General features: G+C 48.4%; 15 protein-coding genes and 2 pseudogenes. 8 read left to right on the plus strand and 9 right to left on the minus strand.

What is annotated here, in order from left to right:
* The first annotated feature begins 26 nt into the window (after window positions 1-26).
* The 3 genes from holE to exoX all read left to right on the plus strand — a co-directional run bounded on the left by holE (window position 27) and on the right by exoX (window position 1,701).
* Complete coding sequence (holE, locus tag C1P89_RS08790) at window positions 27-257, plus strand: DNA polymerase III subunit theta (RefSeq protein WP_000916763.1); 231 nt, start codon at window positions 27-29, stop codon at window positions 255-257.
* A 101-nt stretch (window positions 258-358) separates the two neighbouring features.
* Window positions 359-1,015 (plus strand): carbon-nitrogen hydrolase family protein YobB, encoded by a 657-nt coding sequence (gene yobB / locus C1P89_RS08795; RefSeq protein WP_000011652.1) that lies wholly within the window; start codon window positions 359-361, stop codon window positions 1,013-1,015.
* Window positions 1,016-1,038: 23 nt separating this feature from the next.
* The gene (gene exoX, locus C1P89_RS08800) at window positions 1,039-1,701 is read left to right on the plus strand and encodes an exodeoxyribonuclease X (protein WP_000944256.1); all 663 of its coding nucleotides are present in this window, start codon (window positions 1,039-1,041) and stop codon (window positions 1,699-1,701) included.
* Here the strand turns inward: exoX and ptrB are convergent.
* The 4 genes from ptrB to yebG all read right to left on the minus strand — a co-directional run bounded on the left by ptrB (window position 1,698) and on the right by yebG (window position 5,666).
* On the minus strand, window positions 1,698-3,758 hold the full coding sequence (gene ptrB / locus C1P89_RS08805; protein WP_000936913.1) for an oligopeptidase B: 2,061 nt from the start codon (window positions 3,756-3,758) through the stop codon (window positions 1,698-1,700). The genes exoX and ptrB overlap by 4 nt on opposite strands.
* A gap of 208 nt (window positions 3,759-3,966) precedes the next feature.
* A complete protein-coding gene (locus tag C1P89_RS08810) occupies window positions 3,967-4,626 on the minus strand; it encodes a tellurite resistance TerB family protein (RefSeq protein ID WP_000024745.1) in 660 nt (219 codons plus the stop codon).
* 326 nt (window positions 4,627-4,952) lie between these two features.
* Window positions 4,953-5,309, minus strand: a complete 357-nt coding sequence (gene yebF / locus C1P89_RS08815; protein WP_001295500.1) for a protein YebF — start codon at window positions 5,307-5,309, stop codon at window positions 4,953-4,955.
* A gap of 66 nt (window positions 5,310-5,375) precedes the next feature.
* Entirely contained in the window at window positions 5,376-5,666 is a 291-nt protein-coding gene (gene yebG / locus C1P89_RS08820) for a DNA damage-inducible protein YebG (RefSeq protein ID WP_000257738.1), read from the minus strand.
* Window positions 5,667-5,799: 133 nt separating this feature from the next.
* Between yebG and purT the strand changes: the two genes are divergently transcribed.
* A complete protein-coding gene (gene purT, locus C1P89_RS08825; RefSeq protein WP_000173484.1) occupies window positions 5,800-6,978 on the plus strand; it encodes a formate-dependent phosphoribosylglycinamide formyltransferase in 1,179 nt (392 codons plus the stop codon).
* A gap of 55 nt (window positions 6,979-7,033) precedes the next feature.
* On the opposite strand, the gene kdgA is transcribed toward purT, so the two are convergent.
* From kdgA to zwf, 3 genes and pseudogenes are all read right to left on the minus strand, one after another.
* Window positions 7,034-7,675 carry a bifunctional 4-hydroxy-2-oxoglutarate aldolase/2-dehydro-3-deoxy-phosphogluconate aldolase gene (kdgA, locus tag C1P89_RS08830; RefSeq protein WP_000800512.1) on the minus strand — a complete coding sequence of 214 codons (642 nt, stop codon included), beginning with the start codon at window positions 7,673-7,675 and terminating at the stop codon, window positions 7,034-7,036.
* Window positions 7,676-7,711: 36 nt separating this feature from the next.
* Window positions 7,712-9,523, minus strand: a complete 1,812-nt coding sequence (edd, locus tag C1P89_RS08835) for a phosphogluconate dehydratase (protein WP_001069438.1) — start codon at window positions 9,521-9,523, stop codon at window positions 7,712-7,714.
* Between the two features lie 234 nt (window positions 9,524-9,757).
* A pseudogene (zwf, locus tag C1P89_RS08840) lies at window positions 9,758-11,232 on the minus strand (glucose-6-phosphate dehydrogenase).
* Window positions 11,233-11,569: 337 nt separating this feature from the next.
* Here zwf and hexR point away from each other — a divergent pair.
* Window positions 11,570-12,439, plus strand: a complete 870-nt coding sequence (hexR, locus tag C1P89_RS08845) for a DNA-binding transcriptional regulator HexR (protein WP_001056706.1) — start codon at window positions 11,570-11,572, stop codon at window positions 12,437-12,439.
* 127 nt (window positions 12,440-12,566) lie between these two features.
* Entirely contained in the window at window positions 12,567-14,009 is a 1,443-nt protein-coding gene (pyk, locus tag C1P89_RS08850; protein WP_000091148.1) for a pyruvate kinase, read from the plus strand.
* Between the two features lie 59 nt (window positions 14,010-14,068).
* Here the strand turns inward: pyk and C1P89_RS08855 are convergent, their stop codons facing one another.
* Window positions 14,069-14,911, minus strand: a complete 843-nt coding sequence (locus tag C1P89_RS08855) for a Nif3-like dinuclear metal center hexameric protein (protein ID WP_000546442.1) — start codon at window positions 14,909-14,911, stop codon at window positions 14,069-14,071.
* 120 nt (window positions 14,912-15,031) lie between these two features.
* A protein-coding gene (locus tag C1P89_RS08860; protein WP_094096600.1) for an IS1-like element IS1A family transposase occupies window positions 15,032-15,729 on the minus strand; the annotation gives its coding sequence in 2 pieces (ribosomal slippage) (window positions 15,032-15,480 and window positions 15,480-15,729; 699 coding nt in all).
* Between the two features lie 55 nt (window positions 15,730-15,784).
* Between C1P89_RS08860 and C1P89_RS08865 the strand changes: the two are divergent.
* Both C1P89_RS08865 and C1P89_RS08870 read left to right on the plus strand, forming a co-directional pair.
* Window positions 15,785-16,090, plus strand: a pseudogene (locus tag C1P89_RS08865) (phospholipase D-like domain-containing protein); the annotation flags it as partial.
* 88 nt (window positions 16,091-16,178) lie between these two features.
* On the plus strand, window positions 16,179-18,047 hold the full coding sequence (locus C1P89_RS08870) for a beta-L-arabinofuranosidase domain-containing protein (protein WP_000575888.1): 1,869 nt from the start codon (window positions 16,179-16,181) through the stop codon (window positions 18,045-18,047).
* Window positions 18,048-18,075: the final 28 nt, after the last annotated feature.

Consider the following 18,075-nt stretch of genomic DNA (forward strand, 5'->3'; position numbering starts at 1 on the left):
GCCCGCGAATGATGAGGAGATTAAGAATGCTGAAGAATCTGGCTAAACTGGATCAAACAGAAATGGATAAAGTGAATGTCGATTTGGCGGCGGCCGGGGTGGCATTTAAAGAACGCTACAATATGCCGGTGATCGCTGAAGCGGTTGAACGTGAACAGCCTGAACATTTGCGCAGCTGGTTTCGCGAGCGGCTTATTGCCCACCGTTTGGCTTCGGTCAATCTGTCACGTTTACCTTACGAGCCCAAACTTAAATAAAACTTATACAGGGTTACACTTTCTTACATAACGCCTGCTAAATTATGAGTATTTTCTAAACCGCACCCATAATTTGCAGTCATTTTGAAAAGGAAGTCATTATGTCGTTCTGGAAAGTTGCAGCAGCGCAATATGAGCCTCGTAAAACCTCACTCACCGAACAAGTAGCTCATCATCTGGAGTTTGTGAGGGCCGCCGCCAGGCAACAATGTCAGCTGTTAGTTTTTCCATCGCTTTCTTTACTGGGGTGTGATTATTCGCGACGTGCCCTTCCTGCCCCACCCGATCTCTCACTGTTAGACCCGCTTTGTTATGCCGCAACGACCTGGCGAATGACCATCATTGCCGGCCTTCCCGTTGAATATAACGATCGCTTTATTCGTGGAATTGCGGTGTTCGCACCGTGGCGAAAAACGCCTGGGATCTACCATCAGAGTCATGGTGCATGTCTGGGCCGTCGTTCCAGAACCATCACGGTGGTCGATGAACAACCGGAAGGTATGGATATGGACCCGACCTGTTCACTGTTTACGACAGGGCAATGTCTGGGAGAACCCGACCTGCTGGCGTCGGCCCGTCGCTTACAATTTTTTTCACATCAGTACTCGATTGCTGTGCTGATGGCAAATGCCCGTGGTAACAGTGCACTATGGGATGAATATGGTCGTCTCATCGTTCGCGCCGATCGTGGTTCATTATTGTTAGTCGGTCAGCGTTCATCACAGGGTTGGCAAGGCGATATCATTCCATTACGCTAGGCTTTTTCGGCCTGGAGTATGCCATGTTGCGCATTATCGATACAGAAACCTGCGGTTTGCAGGGAGGGATCGTTGAGATTGCCTCTGTTGATGTCATTGACGGAAAAATCGTCAACCCCATGAGCCACCTGGTGCGCCCCGATCGTCCTATTAGTCCACAAGCGATGGCGATTCATCGCATCACCGAAGCCATGGTCGCCGATAAACCGTGGATTGAAGATGTGATCCCACACTATTACGGCAGTGAATGGTATGTCGCGCACAACGCCAGCTTTGACCGCCGCGTACTGCCTGAGATGCCCGGTGAGTGGATTTGCACCATGAAACTGGCCCGTCGCTTGTGGCCAGGAATCAAGTACAGCAATATGGCGTTATATAAAACACGGAAGCTCAATGTACAGACGCCGCCGGGCCTGCATCATCACCGCGCGTTGTATGACTGTTATATCACCGCCGCGTTGCTTATCGATATTATGAACACCTCCGGCTGGACGGCAGAACAGATGGCCGATATCACCGGACGTCCGTCGTTGATGACGACCTTCACCTTTGGCAAATACCGTGGCAAAGCGGTTTCCGACGTTGCCGAACGCGATCCGGGCTATCTGCGCTGGTTATTTAATAACCTGGACAGCATGAGCCCGGAGCTGCGTTTAACACTGAAACATTATCTGGAAAATACTTAATCCGCAGGCGTAGCGGGTAATGTTCCCTGCGCCAGCGCGACCAGAAAAGCATATTCCATCGCTACGCCTTCGTACGATTTAAAGCGGCCAGATTTACCGCCATGGCCTGAGTCCATGTCGGTACAGAGCAATAAAAGATGGTTATCGGTTTTCAGCTCGCGCAATTTAGCGACCCATTTTGCCGGTTCCCAATATTGCACCTGAGAATCGTGTAAACCGGTCGTTACCAGTAAATGCGGATAAGCCTGTGCGGTGACGTTGTCATACGGGCTGTAGCTTTTCATGTACTCGTAATATTGCGGATCCTGCGGGTTACCCCACTCTTCAAACTCACCAGTGGTAAGAGGAATTGATTCATCAAGCATCGTTGTTACAACATCAACAAACGGTACCTGGGCGATAACGCCGTGGAATAATTCCGGGCGTTGATTAATTGCAACGCCCATCAACATGCCCCCCGCACTCCCGCCCATCGCATAACAAAGCGAAGGAGAGCCATAGCCCAGTTTTAACAATGCATCGCAGGCATCAAGATAATCATTAAACGTATTTTTCTTCTTCAGAAATTTTCCGTCTTCGTACCATTGTTGCCCCAGCTCACCACCGCCGCGAACATGGACAATGGCGTAGACAAAGCCACGATCTAACAAACTCAAGCGGCTAAAACTGAAATCGGCATCAATACTTGCGCCGTAAGAACCATAGCCATACACCAGCAACGGGTTGTGTCCTTTGCGAAAATGTTTGCGATGGTAGACCAACGAAACCGGAACTTCGACGCCATCACGGGCGACTATCCACAGGTGTTCACTGCGGTAATTCGCCGCATCAAAACCAGGAACTTCCGTTTGTTTTAATACACGACGCTCATCGGTATCCATATCCAGTTCAAACAAAGTGTCTGGTGTGGTCATGGAAGAATAACCATAACGCAATCGCGCGGTTTCAGGTTCTGGATTGTAGGCAATCCAGGTCACATAGGCTGGATCATCAAAGGCAATACCAATGACTTCCCGGGTCTTGCGGTTAATTTGGCGCAAACTGGTTAACCCGCGCTGACGCTCTTCAACCACCAGCCAGTCGGTAAACAGCGTAAACCCTTCCAGCATGATGTTTTCGCATGGCGGAATTAACTCTTCCCACTGTTGCTCATCACGCATACGGGTACGGTATAAGCCAAAGTTTTTGCCGTGGCGGTTGGAACGCAGATAAAAACGATGCTGGTAGTGATCAAGGCTGTATTCGTGATCTTTGCGGCGCGGCAGAAAAACAAACGGCTCGGCATCGGCCATTTCCGCGTCCAGCAGGCGAACTTCACTGGTGGTGGCGCTGGCCAAATGAATGACTACATAGTGCTTCGAGGTCGTTTTATGCAGGCTGACGTAATAGGTATCGTCTTTTTCTTCGTAGATCAGTTTATCTTGCGATGCTGGCGTACCGATGGCGTGACGCCAGACCTGATAAGGCAGCAGCGTCACCGGATGCTTGCGAACATAGTAGAAAGTCCAGGAGTCATTTGCCCAGACAAAGCTGGGTTCAACGTTATCCAGCAGTTCCGGGTACCAGTTACCAGTTTCCAGATTACGAAAACGAATGCCGTACTGGCGTCGGGAAAGAAAATCTTCTGCCAGCGCCATAATGGTGTTATCGGGCGTAATCGCCATTCCGCCCATCGAATAAAACTCACTATGAGCTGCGCGCTTATTGGCATCGAGCAATATTTCCCACTCATCCCACTCTTCACTGAATGCCGATTGACGCTGGTAGATAGCATATTCACAGCCTGGTTCATAAATATGCCGATAGCGGTAGCCATTTTTGATGTAGGGCGCAGAAACTTCTCGTTGCGGAATGCGGTCGATGATTTCCTTTAAGATGCGATCCTGCAAGGCTTGTTGTGAGGCCATCACCCGATGACCGTAACTATTTTCTTGTTGCAGGTAGTCCAGGACTTCTGGCTGAGAACGCGTATCATCCCGCAGCCAGTAGTAATTATCGATGCGCGTATCGCCATGAAGCGTCATGGCGTGGGGAATGCGGGCGGCTTTTGGTAGCATGTTATTGTTCTTTCTGGTTGAAACATCTTATAAGGGTGGCAAAACTCACCGGGGATGCAAGCGAAACAGGGGAGTCATTGCTTAGATGATGACAGGTAATGGCACGGATATCGAATGTTATGCAGACAGAGAAACTCAGCCTGTTCAAATGGCTGTGCGGTTCTGGATAGCCCGAAATAGTCAACTTCAGGCTATCCAGAGAGCGGAATTATTCCGCCAAAGTGCGTTTTTGCTGTTCGAGATCGCGTTCAATGCCGTCACGAACATCCTGGGGGATTTTCAGCGCGTCACCCAGTGCATTCAGGTAACTGCGTTCCATAAAATGGTCAATATCAATAGCCGCGCAACTCAGGAAATAGATTTCCAGCGCCTCTTCTTCATTGCGGACCCCGGTAGCCAGGCGTTGTGGATCCAGCGGTTGTTCGATTGCCTGCTCAATGAGTACACGCCCCTGCTCTTCCACGCCGGCTTCACGCAATTGCTGGTCGATTGCCGCACGTTCTTTGGCATCAATATGACCATCACTTTTAGCGGCAAAGACCAGCGCAAGGATCAAACGTTCTGTACGCTCATCCAGCGGCGTACTTTGCGCGCCAAACTGCGGTTCGTCCTGATGCGCCGCGCGAATTTTATCTTTGTATTTATTCCACAGCACCGTACCCGCTACCGCTCCGCCGCCAACCAGTAACGCGTTGGTGCCATATTTCGTAAGAAGTTTACGTGCTGATTTATTTGCGACCAGCAGCCCAGCCAGTCCGCCTAATGCGCCTGGCACTAACAGTTTGCCCAATCCCTGATCCGCAGACGAGGAGGTAGAAGAACTGCTTTGCCCAAGCAGGGATTGCAGTTGATTTAACCAGTTAGCCATATTTGCTCCTCAATAACCATTTTTAGTGCCTGTAGCATAGCGGATGAGGATGTCAGAAAATGTATATCGAGACAAAAGATGCGCAAATAAGCGGGGCGGTAGGCCGTTATTCAAAGAAATTCGCGCCAGGTAAGGTATTTACTGTATATCAGGTGATAAGGGTATTTTAGGTGAAAGTAGTTTGTCGTTTTGAGTGGCATTGTTTGATGCTGATTGCCCGATGCGACGCTGTTGCGTCTTCTCAGGCCTACGATTGTGGTGCGTTCTGGGGCGGACAAGGCACTCGCGCCGCATCCACCAACGGTCAATCGAATTATCAGAAGCCATTAACGCCGCTGATATTCCGCCATTCCCGCTTTGCAGTCCACGCTGACCTGGTAATGAATATCGGCACTTTTACCACGCACGGTTAGCGGTACTGACCATTTATCATCTTTACCCTGAATGTCCTGCAAACTGACCCAAGCCACGGGATCGGCCTGACCGACAATTTTTTGATCATCTGCCCAACGCGCCACGCGATTTTGTTGATAATCACGTTTTACGCTCGCGGCAATTCCGGCAGCATCCAGACCTTCACACTTTGGGAAAGTGACCGACTTGCTGGTTTCATTATTGGCAGCGAAAACTGATGCGCAGGCAGAAACCAACAACAGCCCTAAAAACGCCCCTCTTTTTTTCATGTTTTTCTCCATAGCACAATGATTCAGGAGAAAGCATGGTACAAATTGTCAGGAGCGCAAGTTGCTTCAGGCCGCGTGTGAGGCATCTTCCTCTTCGGATTCAGCACCGACGACCTGTGGGGACGGTAATTTGCCGGTTTTCAGAATGGTGCTCAGCACATCTTTTTGTTCTGCCAGCCATAGCGAAAGGGCTTCACGTTGCTCGTCTTCCATTTGCACTGGAGAATTTGTCAGCCAGGTGTCAAGCAGATCCGCCGTATCAAGCATTTTGTCATAAGCATCGGCTTCCTTTTTGCTGGTAAACGACATTTTCTCTTCGCCCTCACGAATGACTACGTATTTAACTTCAACCGCCATTTGCAGCCTCTCATAATAACTGTGATTTTATACAGTATATTTCTTTTCGGTTGAGAAATCAACATCAGCAATAAAGACACACGCAAACGTTTTCGTTTATACTGCGCGCGGAATTAATCAGGGGATATTCGTTATGACGTTATTAGGCACTGCGCTGCGTCCGGCAGCAACTCGCGTGATGTTATTAGGCTCCGGTGAACTGGGTAAAGAAGTGGCAATCGAGTGTCAGCGTCTCGGCGTAGAGGTGATTGCCGTCGATCGCTATGCCGACGCACCAGCCATGCATGTCGCGCATCGCTCCCATGTCATTAATATGCTTGATGGTGATGCATTACGCCGTGTGGTTGAACTGGAAAAACCACATTATATCGTGCCGGAGATCGAAGCTATTGCCACCGATATGCTGATCCAACTTGAAGAGGAAGGACTGAATGTTGTCCCCTGCGCTCGCGCAACGAAATTAACGATGAATCGCGAGGGTATCCGTCGCCTGGCGGCAGAAGAGCTGCAGCTGCCCACTTCCACTTATCGTTTTGCCGATAGCGAAAGCCTTTTCCGCGAGGCGGTTGCTGACATTGGCTATCCCTGCATTGTAAAACCGGTGATGAGCTCTTCCGGCAAGGGGCAGACGTTTATTCGTTCTGCAGAGCAACTTGCTCAGGCATGGAAGTACGCTCAGCAAGGCGGTCGCGCCGGAGCGGGCCGCGTAATTGTTGAAGGCGTCGTTAAGTTTGACTTCGAAATTACCTTGCTAACCGTCAGCGCGGTGGATGGCGTCCATTTCTGTGCACCGGTAGGTCATCGCCAGGAAGATGGCGACTACCGTGAATCCTGGCAACCACAGCAAATGAGCCCGCTTGCCCTTGAACGTGCGCAGGAGATTGCCCGTAAAGTGGTGCTGGCACTGGGCGGTTATGGTCTGTTTGGTGTCGAGCTGTTTGTCTGTGGTGATGAGGTGATTTTCAGTGAGGTCTCCCCTCGTCCACATGATACCGGGATGGTGACGTTAATTTCTCAAGATCTTTCAGAGTTTGCCCTGCATGTACGTGCCTTCCTCGGACTTCCGGTTGGCGGGATCCGTCAGTATGGTCCTGCAGCTTCTGCCGTTATTCTGCCACAACTGACCAGTCAGAATGTCACGTTTGATAATGTGCAGAATGCCGTAGGCGCAGATTTGCAGATTCGTTTATTTGGTAAGCCGGAAATTGATGGCAGCCGTCGTCTGGGTGTTGCGCTGGCGACCGCTGAGAGTGTTGTTGACGCCATTGAACGCGCGAAGCACGCCGCCGGACAGGTAAAAGTACAGGGTTAAACCCGGCAAAAAAACGCTACAAAAATGCCCGATCGTAGATCGGGCGTTTTGACTTTTACAGCTTAGCGCCTTCTACAGCTTCACGCGCCAGCTTAGTAATGCGGTCGTAATCGCCCGCTTCCAGCGCATCTGCCGGAACCAGCCAGGAACCACCGATGCACAGCACGCTTTTCAGCGCCAGGTAGTCACGGTAGTTAGCCGGAGAAATACCACCCGTCGGGCAGAAACGGACCTGGGAGAACGGACCCGCGATCGCCTGCAGGGCTTTCACGCCGCCGTTAGCTTCAGCCGGGAAGAATTTGAACTCTTTCAAACCGTAGTCCATACCCAGCATCAGTTCGGAAACAGTGCTGATCCCCGGAATTAGAGGAATAGTCCCTTCGGTAGCAGCTTTCAGCAGCGGCTCGGTCAGACCCGGGCTAATTGCGAACTGTGCACCCGCTTCAGTGACTTCTGCCAGCTGCTGTGGATTCAGCACCGTACCGGCACCCACAATCGCTTCAGGCACTTCTTTGGCGATAGCACGGATAGCGTCAACTGCACACTCGGTACGCAGAGTCACTTCCAGAACGCGCACCCCACCAGCAACCAACGCTTTTGCCATCGGCACTGCGTGTTCCAGTTTTTTTACCACGATAACCGGTACAACCGGGCCGGTGGTCAGGATTGATTCTGCACTTGTTTTCCAGTTTTTCATCAGAGTTTTCTCTCGCCTGATTACAAATTTGTCGTCTTAAAAAGTGATACAGGTTGCGCCCTGTTCGGCACCGGACAGTTTTTCACGCAAGGCGCTGAATAATTCACGTCCTGTCCCCACGCGTGACGCGCTCAGGTCAGGAATGTGCGGTTCGCGAGCAGCCAGTTCCGCTTCGTCTACCAGCAGCGTCAGTTCGCCTGTCTGTCCATTCACACGAATGATGTCCCCGTCGCGCACTTTTGCCAGCAGCCCGCCATCGTAGGCTTCTGGTGTTACGTGGATAGCTGACGGCACTTTACCTGAAGCGCCGGAGAGTCGTCCATCGGTAACTAACGCAATTTTGAAACACCGGTCCAATAATACACCAAGTGGCGGCATGAGTTTATGTAATTCTGGCATTCCGTTCGCTTTTGGCCCCTGATGACGGACAACAACGACACAATCGCGGTCCAGCAAACCCGCTTCAAAGGCCGGCATAACGTCATGCTGGCTTTCAAAAACAACCGCTGGCGCTTCAATCACCTGGTTCTCAACCGGCACGGCAGAGGTTTTCATAACCGCACGGCCCAGGTTACCGCTTAACACTTTTGTCCCACCATGATGAGAGAAAGGTTGTTCGAAGGAAGCGATCACATTGCTGTCGAGTGATTTTTCCGCCCCTTCCCGCCAGTCCTGTTCACCATTATTCAGCCATGGTTCAAGGGTATAACGAGACAGACCAAAGCCTGCCACCGTATTGACATCTTCATGCAGCAGGCCTGCTTTGAGCAGTTCACGCACCAGAACCGGTACGCCACCTGCCGCCTGGAAGTGGTTAATATCGGCCGGACCGTTCGGGTAGAGACGTGCCATCAGCGGTACAACATCAGAAAGGTCAGAGAAGTCATCCCAGTTAATCTGAATACCGGCCGCGCGCGCCATCGCCACCAGGTGCATGGTGTGGTTAGTGGAACCACCGGTCGCCAGCAGTGCAACGATACCGTTCACCACCACTTTCTCATCGATCATCTTACCGATCGGCATCCATTCATTACCATTACCGGTCATGCGTGTAACCTGACGCGCAGCGGCAGCGGTCAAAGCATCGCGCAGCGGAGAATCCGGATGAACAAAAGAAGAGCCTGGCAACTGCATCCCCATAAATTCCACCACCATCTGGTTGGTGTTGGCAGTACCGTAGAAAGTACATGTTCCCGGCGCATGGTAAGACGCGGCTTCTGACTCCAGTAAGGCCATGCGGTCCACTTTACCTTCGGCATAAAGCTGGCGAATACGCACTTTTTCTTTATTTGGCAAACCGCTTGCCATCGGTCCAGACGGCACAAACACCGCAGGCAAATGACCAAGCGACAGGGCTGCCATCGTCAGACCCGGGACAATCTTGTCGCACACACCGAGGAACAGAGCACCATCAAACATGTTATGGGACAGCCCCACCGCCGCAGACATCGCTATCACTTCGCGGCTTAGCAGCGACAATTCCATTCCATCCTGCCCCTGGGTGACACCATCACACATCGCCGGAACACCGCCCGCAACCTGACCAACCGCATTCGCTTCATGCAGGGCTTTACGAATGATTTCTGGATAGTGTTCATAAGGCTGGTGCGCGGAGAGCATGTCGTTATAGGAGGTGATGATGGCGATATTGTTACGCAACATGCTTTTCAAAGAGGCTTTGTCTTCTGGCTGGCAGGCAGCGAAACCGTGTGCCAGGTTACCGCATGCCAACTGCGAACGATGAACGGTCGACGTTTTCGCTTGTTCTATCCGGGCGAGATAAGCAGAGCGAGTCTCGCGCGAACGTTCAATGATTCGATTTGTTACGCATAACAATTGTGGATTCATAAAGGCTCCTGAAATTGAGTTGTCAGAGCAGGATGATTCACAACGCGTTTCATTCAGAGGATTTATGAGTGAAACGCCTGTAACCGGAGCTCATAGGGCAAAAACGTTTCAGTCAGTGTAATAAAAAAAGCCTCGTGGGTGAATCCGCACGAGGCCTGAAAGTGTAAAAATTGTTCTACAATCTGTGCAAGATCATGTTACCGGTAAAATAACCATAAAGGATAAGCGCAGATATTACTCAAACTCATTCCAGGAACGACCATCACGGGTAATCATCGCCACCGAGGCAACGGGTCCCCAGGTTCCGGCCTGATACGGTTTCGGCGCATCATTGTCCATCGCCCACGCCTCAGTAATGGAGTCTACCCATTTCCAGGCTTCTTCCACTTCATCACGACGTACAAACAGTGCCTGAATACCACGCATGGTTTCCAGCAGCAGACGTTCATAGGCATCCGCCAGATGCGTCTGATTAAAGGTTTCTGAATAGCTCAGATCCAGCTTGGTGATTTGCAGGTTATGTTTGTGGTCAAGGCCAGGAACTTTATTCAGTACCTGGATATCCACGCCTTCATCAGGTTGCAGACGGATAGTCAGTTTATTCTGCGGCAGATCCTGCCACGACTCTTTAAACAGATTCAGTTCAGGTGTTTTGAAATAGACCACGACTTCAGAACATTTGGTCGGCAGACGTTTACCAGTACGCAGGTAGAATGGCACACCGGCCCAGCGCCAGTTATCAATGTCGACGCGGATCGCCACGAAGGTTTCTGTATTGCTGCTCTTGTTCGCGCCCTCTTCTTCCAGATATCCCGGCACTTTTTTGCCCTGGGCGAAGCCCGCAGTATATTGCCCGCGTACGGTTTTTTCGCGTACGTTGGAGCGGTCGATGCGGCGCAGGGACTTCAGTACTTTCACTTTTTCATCGCGGATGCTGTCTGCGCTCAGGTCAGATGGCGGAGACATCGCAATCATGCAGAGAATTTGTAGCAGGTGGTTCTGAATCATGTCACGCATCTGACCGGCTTTATCAAAATAGCCCCAGCGCCCTTCGATCCCCACTTCTTCTGCCACGGTAATCTCAACATGATCAATGGTGCGATTGTCCCAGTTATTCACAAACAGGGAGTTAGCAAAACGCAGCGCCAACAGGTTCAGCACCGTTTCTTTACCAAGATAGTGGTCGATACGGTAAACCTGGCACTCCTCGAAGTATTCGCCAACCTGATCATTGATTTCCTGCGAGGTCGCCAGCGACGTCCCCAGCGGTTTCTCCATGACTACGCGTGCCGGTTTAGCATTCAGTTTTGCCTCGCCAAGCCCTTTGCAAATTGCGCCAAAAGTGCTGGGCGGCATGGCAAAGTAGTTAATGGTGATACGATTTTTTTGATCCAGCATCGCGCCGAGACGGTTGAATGCAGCAGTGTCATTGACATCGAGATTACAAAAATCCAGACGTGCACTCAGGGTGTCCATAAACCTTCATCAATGGTTTCTTTCATGAAAGTTTCGAGCGCCTCGCGGACAACTTTGGTATATGCCGCTTTATCCCAGTCAGCACGCCCTACGCCGATAATCCGGGTGTCCGGGTTGAGCTGACCGGCTTTTTCCAGTTGATACAGGGAAGGCAGCAATTTACGACGCGCAAGGTCGCCTTTCGCGCCGAAAATGACCAGGTCACAGGCCTGGGTTGTTTGCGTTACCGCCATGTCATTCTCCTTAAGTTAACTAACCCGGTACTTAAGCCAGGGTATACTTGTAATTTTCTTACGGTGCACTGTACTGCTTTTACGAGCTTGCGAAAACTGTAAACGCTTATCCACCCGTGCGATTACGGGAAAAGCGCGCAAAGTGCGGCAAAACTGATAAAAAAATCATCGTTTTCCATTCGGTAAAAATCTGACACTGATCATGTTATGAAAAAAAATAACAACTTTTTTATCTGCTTTTGTCATTAACACGGCACACAGGCGTAATATCTGACAAAACTGCATTTCGATTTCTTTCAGTGCGGAAATCGTCATTACCCGTGAGTCTCTTTACATCATGAATATGCTGGAAAAAATCCAGTCTCAGCTGGAACATTTGAGCAAATCAGAGCGCAAAGTTGCCGAGGTCATTCTGGCTTCGCCCGATAACGCGATCCATTCGAGTATTGCTGCTATGGCACTGGAAGCCAATGTTAGCGAACCGACGGTGAATCGTTTCTGTCGCAGCATGGACACGCGCGGTTTTCCTGATTTTAAACTTCATCTGGCACAGAGTCTGGCGAATGGCACTCCCTATGTTAATCGCAATGTCAATGAAGATGACAGCGTTGAATCATACACAGGGAAAATATTTGAGTCCGCAATGGCAACGCTTGATCATGTCCGTCATTCACTGGATAAATCTGCCATCAACCGCGCCGTCGACTTGCTCACTCAGGCAAAAAAAATCGCCTTTTTCGGATTAGGCTCTTCAGCCGCCGTTGCCCACGATGCGATGAATAAGTTCTTTCGTTTTAATGTTCCGGTGGTGTACTCCGATGATATCGTGCTGCAACGCATGAGTTGTATGAATTGTAGCGACGGAGACGTGGTGGTGCTGATTTCTCACACTGGAAGAACAAAAAATCTGGTCGAGCTGGCGCAGCTGGCTCGCGAAAACGACGCAATGGTGATTGCCCTCACCTCTGCGGGTACCCCGCTCGCCCGGGAAGCAACGCTGGCAATTACCCTCGACGTACCGGAAGATACTGACATTTATATGCCCATGGTTTCTCGACTTGCACAGCTGACCGTGATAGATGTGCTGGCGACAGGATTTACTTTGCGACGCGGTGCAAAATTCAGAGATAACTTGAAGCGGGTCAAGGAAGCGCTGAAGGAATCGCGTTTTGATAAGCAGTTACTTAATTTAAGTGACGATCGCTAAAAACGACTGTCACTGTCCTAATCTTATACGACATCCGAATGAGATTAATTTATCGCCATCGCGGCGTTATTTCATTCGGATTTCATGTTCAAGCAACACCTGGTTGTTTCAGTCAACGGAGTATTACATGTCCAGAAGGCTTCGCAGAACAAAAATCGTTACCACGTTAGGCCCAGCAACAGATCGCGATAATAATCTTGAAAAAGTTATCGCGGCGGGTGCCAACGTTGTACGTATGAACTTTTCTCACGGCTCGCCTGAAGATCACAAAATGCGCGCGGATAAAGTTCGTGAGATTGCCGCAAAACTGGGGCGTCATGTGGCTATTCTGGGTGACCTCCAGGGGCCCAAAATCCGTGTATCCACCTTTAAAGAAGGCAAAGTTTTCCTCAATATTGGGGATAAATTCCTGCTCGACGCCAACCTGGGTAAAGGTGAAGGCGACAAAGAAAAAGTCGGTATCGACTACAAAGGCCTGCCTGCTGACGTCGTGCCTGGTGACATCCTGCTGCTGGACGATGGTCGCGTCCAGTTAAAAGTACTGGAAGTTCAGGGCATGAAAGTGTTCACCGAAGTCACCGTCGGTGGTCCCCTCTCCAACAATAAAGGTATCAACAAACTTGGCGGCGGTTTGTCGGCTGAAGCGCTGACCGAAAAAGACAAAGCAGACATTAAGACTGCGGCGTTGATTGGCGTAGATTACCTGGCTGTCTCCTTCCCACGCTGTGGCGAAGATCTGAACTATGCCCGTCGCCTGGCACGCGATGCAGGATGTGATGCGAAAATTGTTGCCAAGGTTGAACGTGCGGAAGCCGTTTGCAGCCAGGATGCAATGGATGACATCATCCTCGCCTCTGACGTGGTAATGGTTGCACGTGGCGACCTCGGTGTGGAAATTGGCGACCCGGAACTGGTCGGCATTCAGAAAGCGTTGATCCGTCGTGCGCGTCAGCTAAACCGAGCGGTAATCACGGCGACCCAGATGATGGAGTCAATGATTACTAACCCGATGCCGACGCGTGCAGAAGTCATGGACGTAGCAAACGCCGTTCTGGATGGTACTGACGCTGTGATGCTGTCTGCAGAAACTGCCGCAGGGCAGTATCCGTCAGAAACTGTTGCAGCCATGGCGCGCGTTTGCCTGGGTGCGGAAAAAATCCCGAGCATCAACGTTTCTAAACACCGTCTGGACGTTCAGTTCGACAATGTGGAAGAAGCTATTGCCATGTCAGCAATGTACGCAGCTAACCACCTGAAAGGCGTTACGGCGATTATTACCATGACCGAATCGGGTCGTACCGCGCTGATGACCTCCCGTATCAGCTCTGGTCTACCAATTTTCGCCATGTCGCGCCATGAACGTACGCTGAACCTGACTGCTCTCTATCGTGGCGTTACGCCGGTGCACTTTGATAGCGCTAATGACGGCGTAGCAGCTGCCAGCGAAGCGGTTAATCTGCTGCGCGATAAAGGTTACTTGATGTCTGGTGACCTGGTGATTGTCACCCAGGGCGACGTGATGAGTACCGTGGGTTCTACTAATACCACGCGTATTTTAACGGTAGAGTAATCTCACCTGCCCCGGCCGCTGATGGCCGGGGTATTTAGCAACACATAAATTAGGACTACTTATTCAATCCAATCATAATCACAGCCCCCTGTAAAATGAATACAGGGATAGCCTGAATGGAGATCTAAATAGCTTGCAAGACGTCGCATACCCGCTTCCTCTGCAACACTATGTCCAATAACTGCCATCGGTAAGCCACTATCTTTGGAGTATTGTGTCTGCACCCATGTTTTAATTGAATCGTTAATCGTAATATAATAATCAGCCTGATATTCCATATATTGTATTGGATCACAAAAACAGCCTGCCCCAATGCCAACAGTTCTGACTACTCTGGCTTTATCTCCATAAAATTGAATGCCAGGAAGATTATATATTTTCAAATTTTTGGCAAAACGTTTGGTAATGTTAATGGCACTGTCAGGGTCTATAGCATATACACAGTACATCTCATCAGAAGCAACAATATTTGTAACATCCAGTTCTAACTGCTGAGCCAAAGCCTTAGACATTCCGAACGTAGGCTCTCGATCCATGACATCATGGCAACGAATGATTACCAAATTATTTTTATGCAAAAACTCCTTTTTTTGCTCAATTATTTTTAAATAACTGAGTTCACCGCGAGTATAATCCATTATTTTTCTGGCCCATGAAAACTCAAGATCGTCACCCTCCAGATCAGCATAAGAATAAAATGTAGGCTCATGTGTAATAATGATATTGACACCTTCAAAAACAGCCTTTCTTAAAACATCCATTGAGGCAATCCAGCAGGTCCCAATTTTATTAATAAGTGTCGCCTCAGCACCAAAAATAATTTTATCAACAGTTGGTTGCGAAACAGCAACCATTGAATTTAAAAAACAATTAAGATCCGCGGCTGTTTTAATATGATGCATTCAACATCCTTCACAGGTTTCATCAGCAATAAAATAATTTCAACATTTCTGGGAAACGTTTTGCCCATGCAGACTCAGAGTGGGTATCACCTCCCCATAAATGATGGTAATGACTCCAACTTATTGATAGTGTTTTATGTTCAGATAATGCCCGATGACTTTGTCATGCAGCTCCACCGATTTTGAGAACGACAGCGACTTCCGTCCCAGCCGTGCCAGGTGCTGCCTCAGATTCAGGTTATGCCGCTCAATTCGCTGCGTATATCGCTTGCTGATTACGTGCAGCTTTCCCTTCAGGCGGGATTCATACAGCGGCCAGCCATCCGTCATCCATATCACCACGTCAAAGGGTGACAGCAGGCTCATAAGACGCCCCAGCGTCGCCATAGTGCGTTCACCGAATACGTGCGCAACAACCGTCTTCCGGAGACTGTCATACGCGTAAAACAGCCAGCGCTGGCGCGATTTAGCCCCGACATAGCCCCACTGTTCGTCCATTTCCGCGCAGACGATGACGTCACTGCCCGGCTGTATGCGCGAGGTTACCGACTGCGGCCTGAGTTTTTTAAGTGACGTAAAATCGTGTTGAGGCCAACGCCCATAATGCGTGCAGTTGCCCGGCATCCAACGCCATTCATGGCCATATCAATGATTTTCTGGTGCGTACCGGGTTGAGAAGCGGTGTAAGTGAACTGCAGTTGCCATGTTTTACGGCAGTGAGAGCAGAGATAGCGCTGATGTCCGGCAGTGCTTTTGCCGTTACGCACCACCCCGTCAGTAGCTGAACAGGAGGGACAGCTGATAGAAACAGAAGCCACTGGAGCACCTCAAAAACACCATCATACACTAAATCAGTAAGTTGGCAGCATCACCGACCCACGTGTAGAACTGTATTACCGCTTTAACCATGAAGAAGAATATTACCCTTCTCACCGTTTTATGCTTGTTGTTGATATGAAGACAGTAATGGTTTTTTCACAACGAGCTGAATCACTGGGGTTATACTCGAATAATCGCTTGCTTATCAATATAATTGCCGAACATATCCATAGTGATATATATCTAACCAAGTATCAGCAACAATATCCAGATGCCAATGCATTAATAAATACTTTGCATGAATCTGGCAATGATATGGTGCAGGATGAAAAACATTTGAGTGATAGCAAAAACCGTTAATATTTTCCTTTCATTGTGATCGTCTGTAGGCGATCACAATCTATTTGTCTTTTATAACGTCTAAACTTTTTTATGCAAAGGTGTATTTATGATTTTTTTTAACGATATAAAGCCCACTGGTTGGTTAAAGAATAAGATGGAATGGTATATGAACGGTCATATAGGAGAACTGGATAAATTAGTTCCCCATCTTATTACGGAGCATAAAATATATGGAAGAGATCGTATAACTCCACGCACTGTATCTGCTGAAGATGGCGTTATTAAAAAACAGAATAATCCCGATGATAACATGATGCAATATTATTGGTGGGATAGTGAAACTCAATCGAATTGGAAGGATGGATATTGCCGCAGTGCCTACTTGTTAGATAATAAAGAATGGCAGGAAAAAGCGAGCGATTTATGTTTGGAACTTATCGATACGCAAGATGATGATGGCTACATTGGAATTTATGATTCATCATTAAAATTTAACTGTAAAGCAGAAAACGGAGAGTTCTGGGCACAAGCTACTGCCTTGCGTTTTGTGCTTGGATGTTATGAGTCCACCCGTAATGAGAGTTTATTAACTTCTCTTACCCAAGCCGCACAATGCATTATGGCTGGCTACCCTAAAGAAACGTCACATCCTTTCGTTGTGGAACAGGGTTTTGCTGGACATAGCCACGGATTAACAATAACAGATGTTTTCTACCGCCTTTATGAAATAACCAATAACATTGAATATCTCTCATATTGCTTGTGGCTGTATGAAGATTATTCCGCAGGATGCGTGTCGGAGCAAGATCTGCAATATAAAAATGTCATAGACCCTGGTTACCTTCTTAAAGGTCATGGCGTACATACGTATGAGCATATTAGGGCATTAGCCATCGCAGCGAGCCAACGGCCGCAGTATCAAACTGCATTAGATATTTTTTTATCCCAGTTGAAATATTATCTTACACCATCTGGCGCTCCCATTGGTGATGAGTGGATTACAGGACGCACAGCTAATGCCACTTATACAGGCTATGAATATTGTTCTGTTCATGAACTATTTAGCACTTATGTTATGTTAATAAAACTGACCACTAATATTGGTCTGGCCGATGATGCTGAGTGGCTATTCTATAATGCTAGTTTTGGCATGCAGCATCCCATACTTCACGCGATAATGTACTGTAAGACTGATAATTGTTATGAAGCAAATGAAAGGAAACATCCTGACAGTAATCAGTTTAATACCAGATATAAATACTCCCCTACTCATGAGGAGGCTGCTGTCTGCTGCGTACCGAATACAGCAAGAACCATACCGGCTTTTGTCGAAAATATGTTTCAAGAAAATAACAATGGTTTTACTGCATTATTTTATGGCCCGTGTGAGTTTTATGGCACATTTAATAATGTTGCAATTAAAATTACACAATTAACTGAATACCCTCATGATTTAAGCGTAAAATGTCTCATTGAGCCTGAGTCATCTGTTCGTTTTGCTCTCAGTTTCCGTTACCCCGGCTGGGCAAAAATGATGATTATTAATGGTGTTACTTTTACTAAAAATGATACTCAAAACTCACTTATTATTTTAGATAGAACATGGCAACATCATGATGTGATTGACATTAAATTTATAGCTGATATACAGTTTAATACTGACTTATGTGGTGACACTTATATTTCCAGAGGTCCCGTTTTATATGCAATTGAGCTTGAGAGCGATATTTTAATCAAAAAAAACCTGCTGAACGGGAAATATTTTGACTCAGGATACATACCCTGTAGTAGAGCTGATGAATCTATCCAGTTCTCTTATGCTGATATGGAATCTTTTTCATATTCAACCTCACCAGAGGGCAAACAATACATTGAAGGCTGTTTTTATTTAAACAAGACTAAAATAGTCAGAAAACTTATACCATTTGGTCAAACCATTCTTCGCAAAGTAACTTTCTCCAATATAGAGAGTTAATATTTTCGAGTGTTATAATTAATTAAAG

It is taken from the genome of Shigella sonnei (genome assembly GCF_002950395.1).
Lineage (GTDB): Bacteria > Pseudomonadota > Gammaproteobacteria > Enterobacterales > Enterobacteriaceae > ECMA0423.

Excerpts from the sequence above, each read along its gene's own strand:
- kdgA (WP_000800512.1), bottom strand. The coding sequence starts at position 7,675 with ATGAAAAACTGGAAAACAAGTGCAGAATCAATCCTGACCACCGGCCCG.
- C1P89_RS08855 (WP_000546442.1), bottom strand. The coding sequence starts at position 14,911 with ATGCATCATATTAAAACAGCCGCGGATCTTAATTGTTTTTTAAATTCA.
- purT (WP_000173484.1), top strand. The coding sequence starts at position 5,800 with ATGACGTTATTAGGCACTGCGCTGCGTCCGGCAGCAACTCGCGTGATG.
- pyk (WP_000091148.1), top strand. The coding sequence starts at position 12,567 with ATGTCCAGAAGGCTTCGCAGAACAAAAATCGTTACCACGTTAGGCCCA.
- holE (WP_000916763.1), top strand. The coding sequence starts at position 27 with ATGCTGAAGAATCTGGCTAAACTGGATCAAACAGAAATGGATAAAGTG.
- yebG (WP_000257738.1), bottom strand. The coding sequence starts at position 5,666 with ATGGCGGTTGAAGTTAAATACGTAGTCATTCGTGAGGGCGAAGAGAAA.
- C1P89_RS08870 (WP_000575888.1), top strand. The coding sequence starts at position 16,179 with ATGATTTTTTTTAACGATATAAAGCCCACTGGTTGGTTAAAGAATAAG.
- ptrB (WP_000936913.1), bottom strand. The coding sequence starts at position 3,758 with ATGCTACCAAAAGCCGCCCGCATTCCCCACGCCATGACGCTTCATGGC.
- yebF (WP_001295500.1), bottom strand. The coding sequence starts at position 5,309 with ATGAAAAAAAGAGGGGCGTTTTTAGGGCTGTTGTTGGTTTCTGCCTGC.
- yobB (WP_000011652.1), top strand. The coding sequence starts at position 359 with ATGTCGTTCTGGAAAGTTGCAGCAGCGCAATATGAGCCTCGTAAAACC.
- edd (WP_001069438.1), bottom strand. The coding sequence starts at position 9,523 with ATGAATCCACAATTGTTATGCGTAACAAATCGAATCATTGAACGTTCG.
- hexR (WP_001056706.1), top strand. The coding sequence starts at position 11,570 with ATGAATATGCTGGAAAAAATCCAGTCTCAGCTGGAACATTTGAGCAAA.
- exoX (WP_000944256.1), top strand. The coding sequence starts at position 1,039 with ATGTTGCGCATTATCGATACAGAAACCTGCGGTTTGCAGGGAGGGATC.
- C1P89_RS08810 (WP_000024745.1), bottom strand. The coding sequence starts at position 4,626 with ATGGCTAACTGGTTAAATCAACTGCAATCCCTGCTTGGGCAAAGCAGT.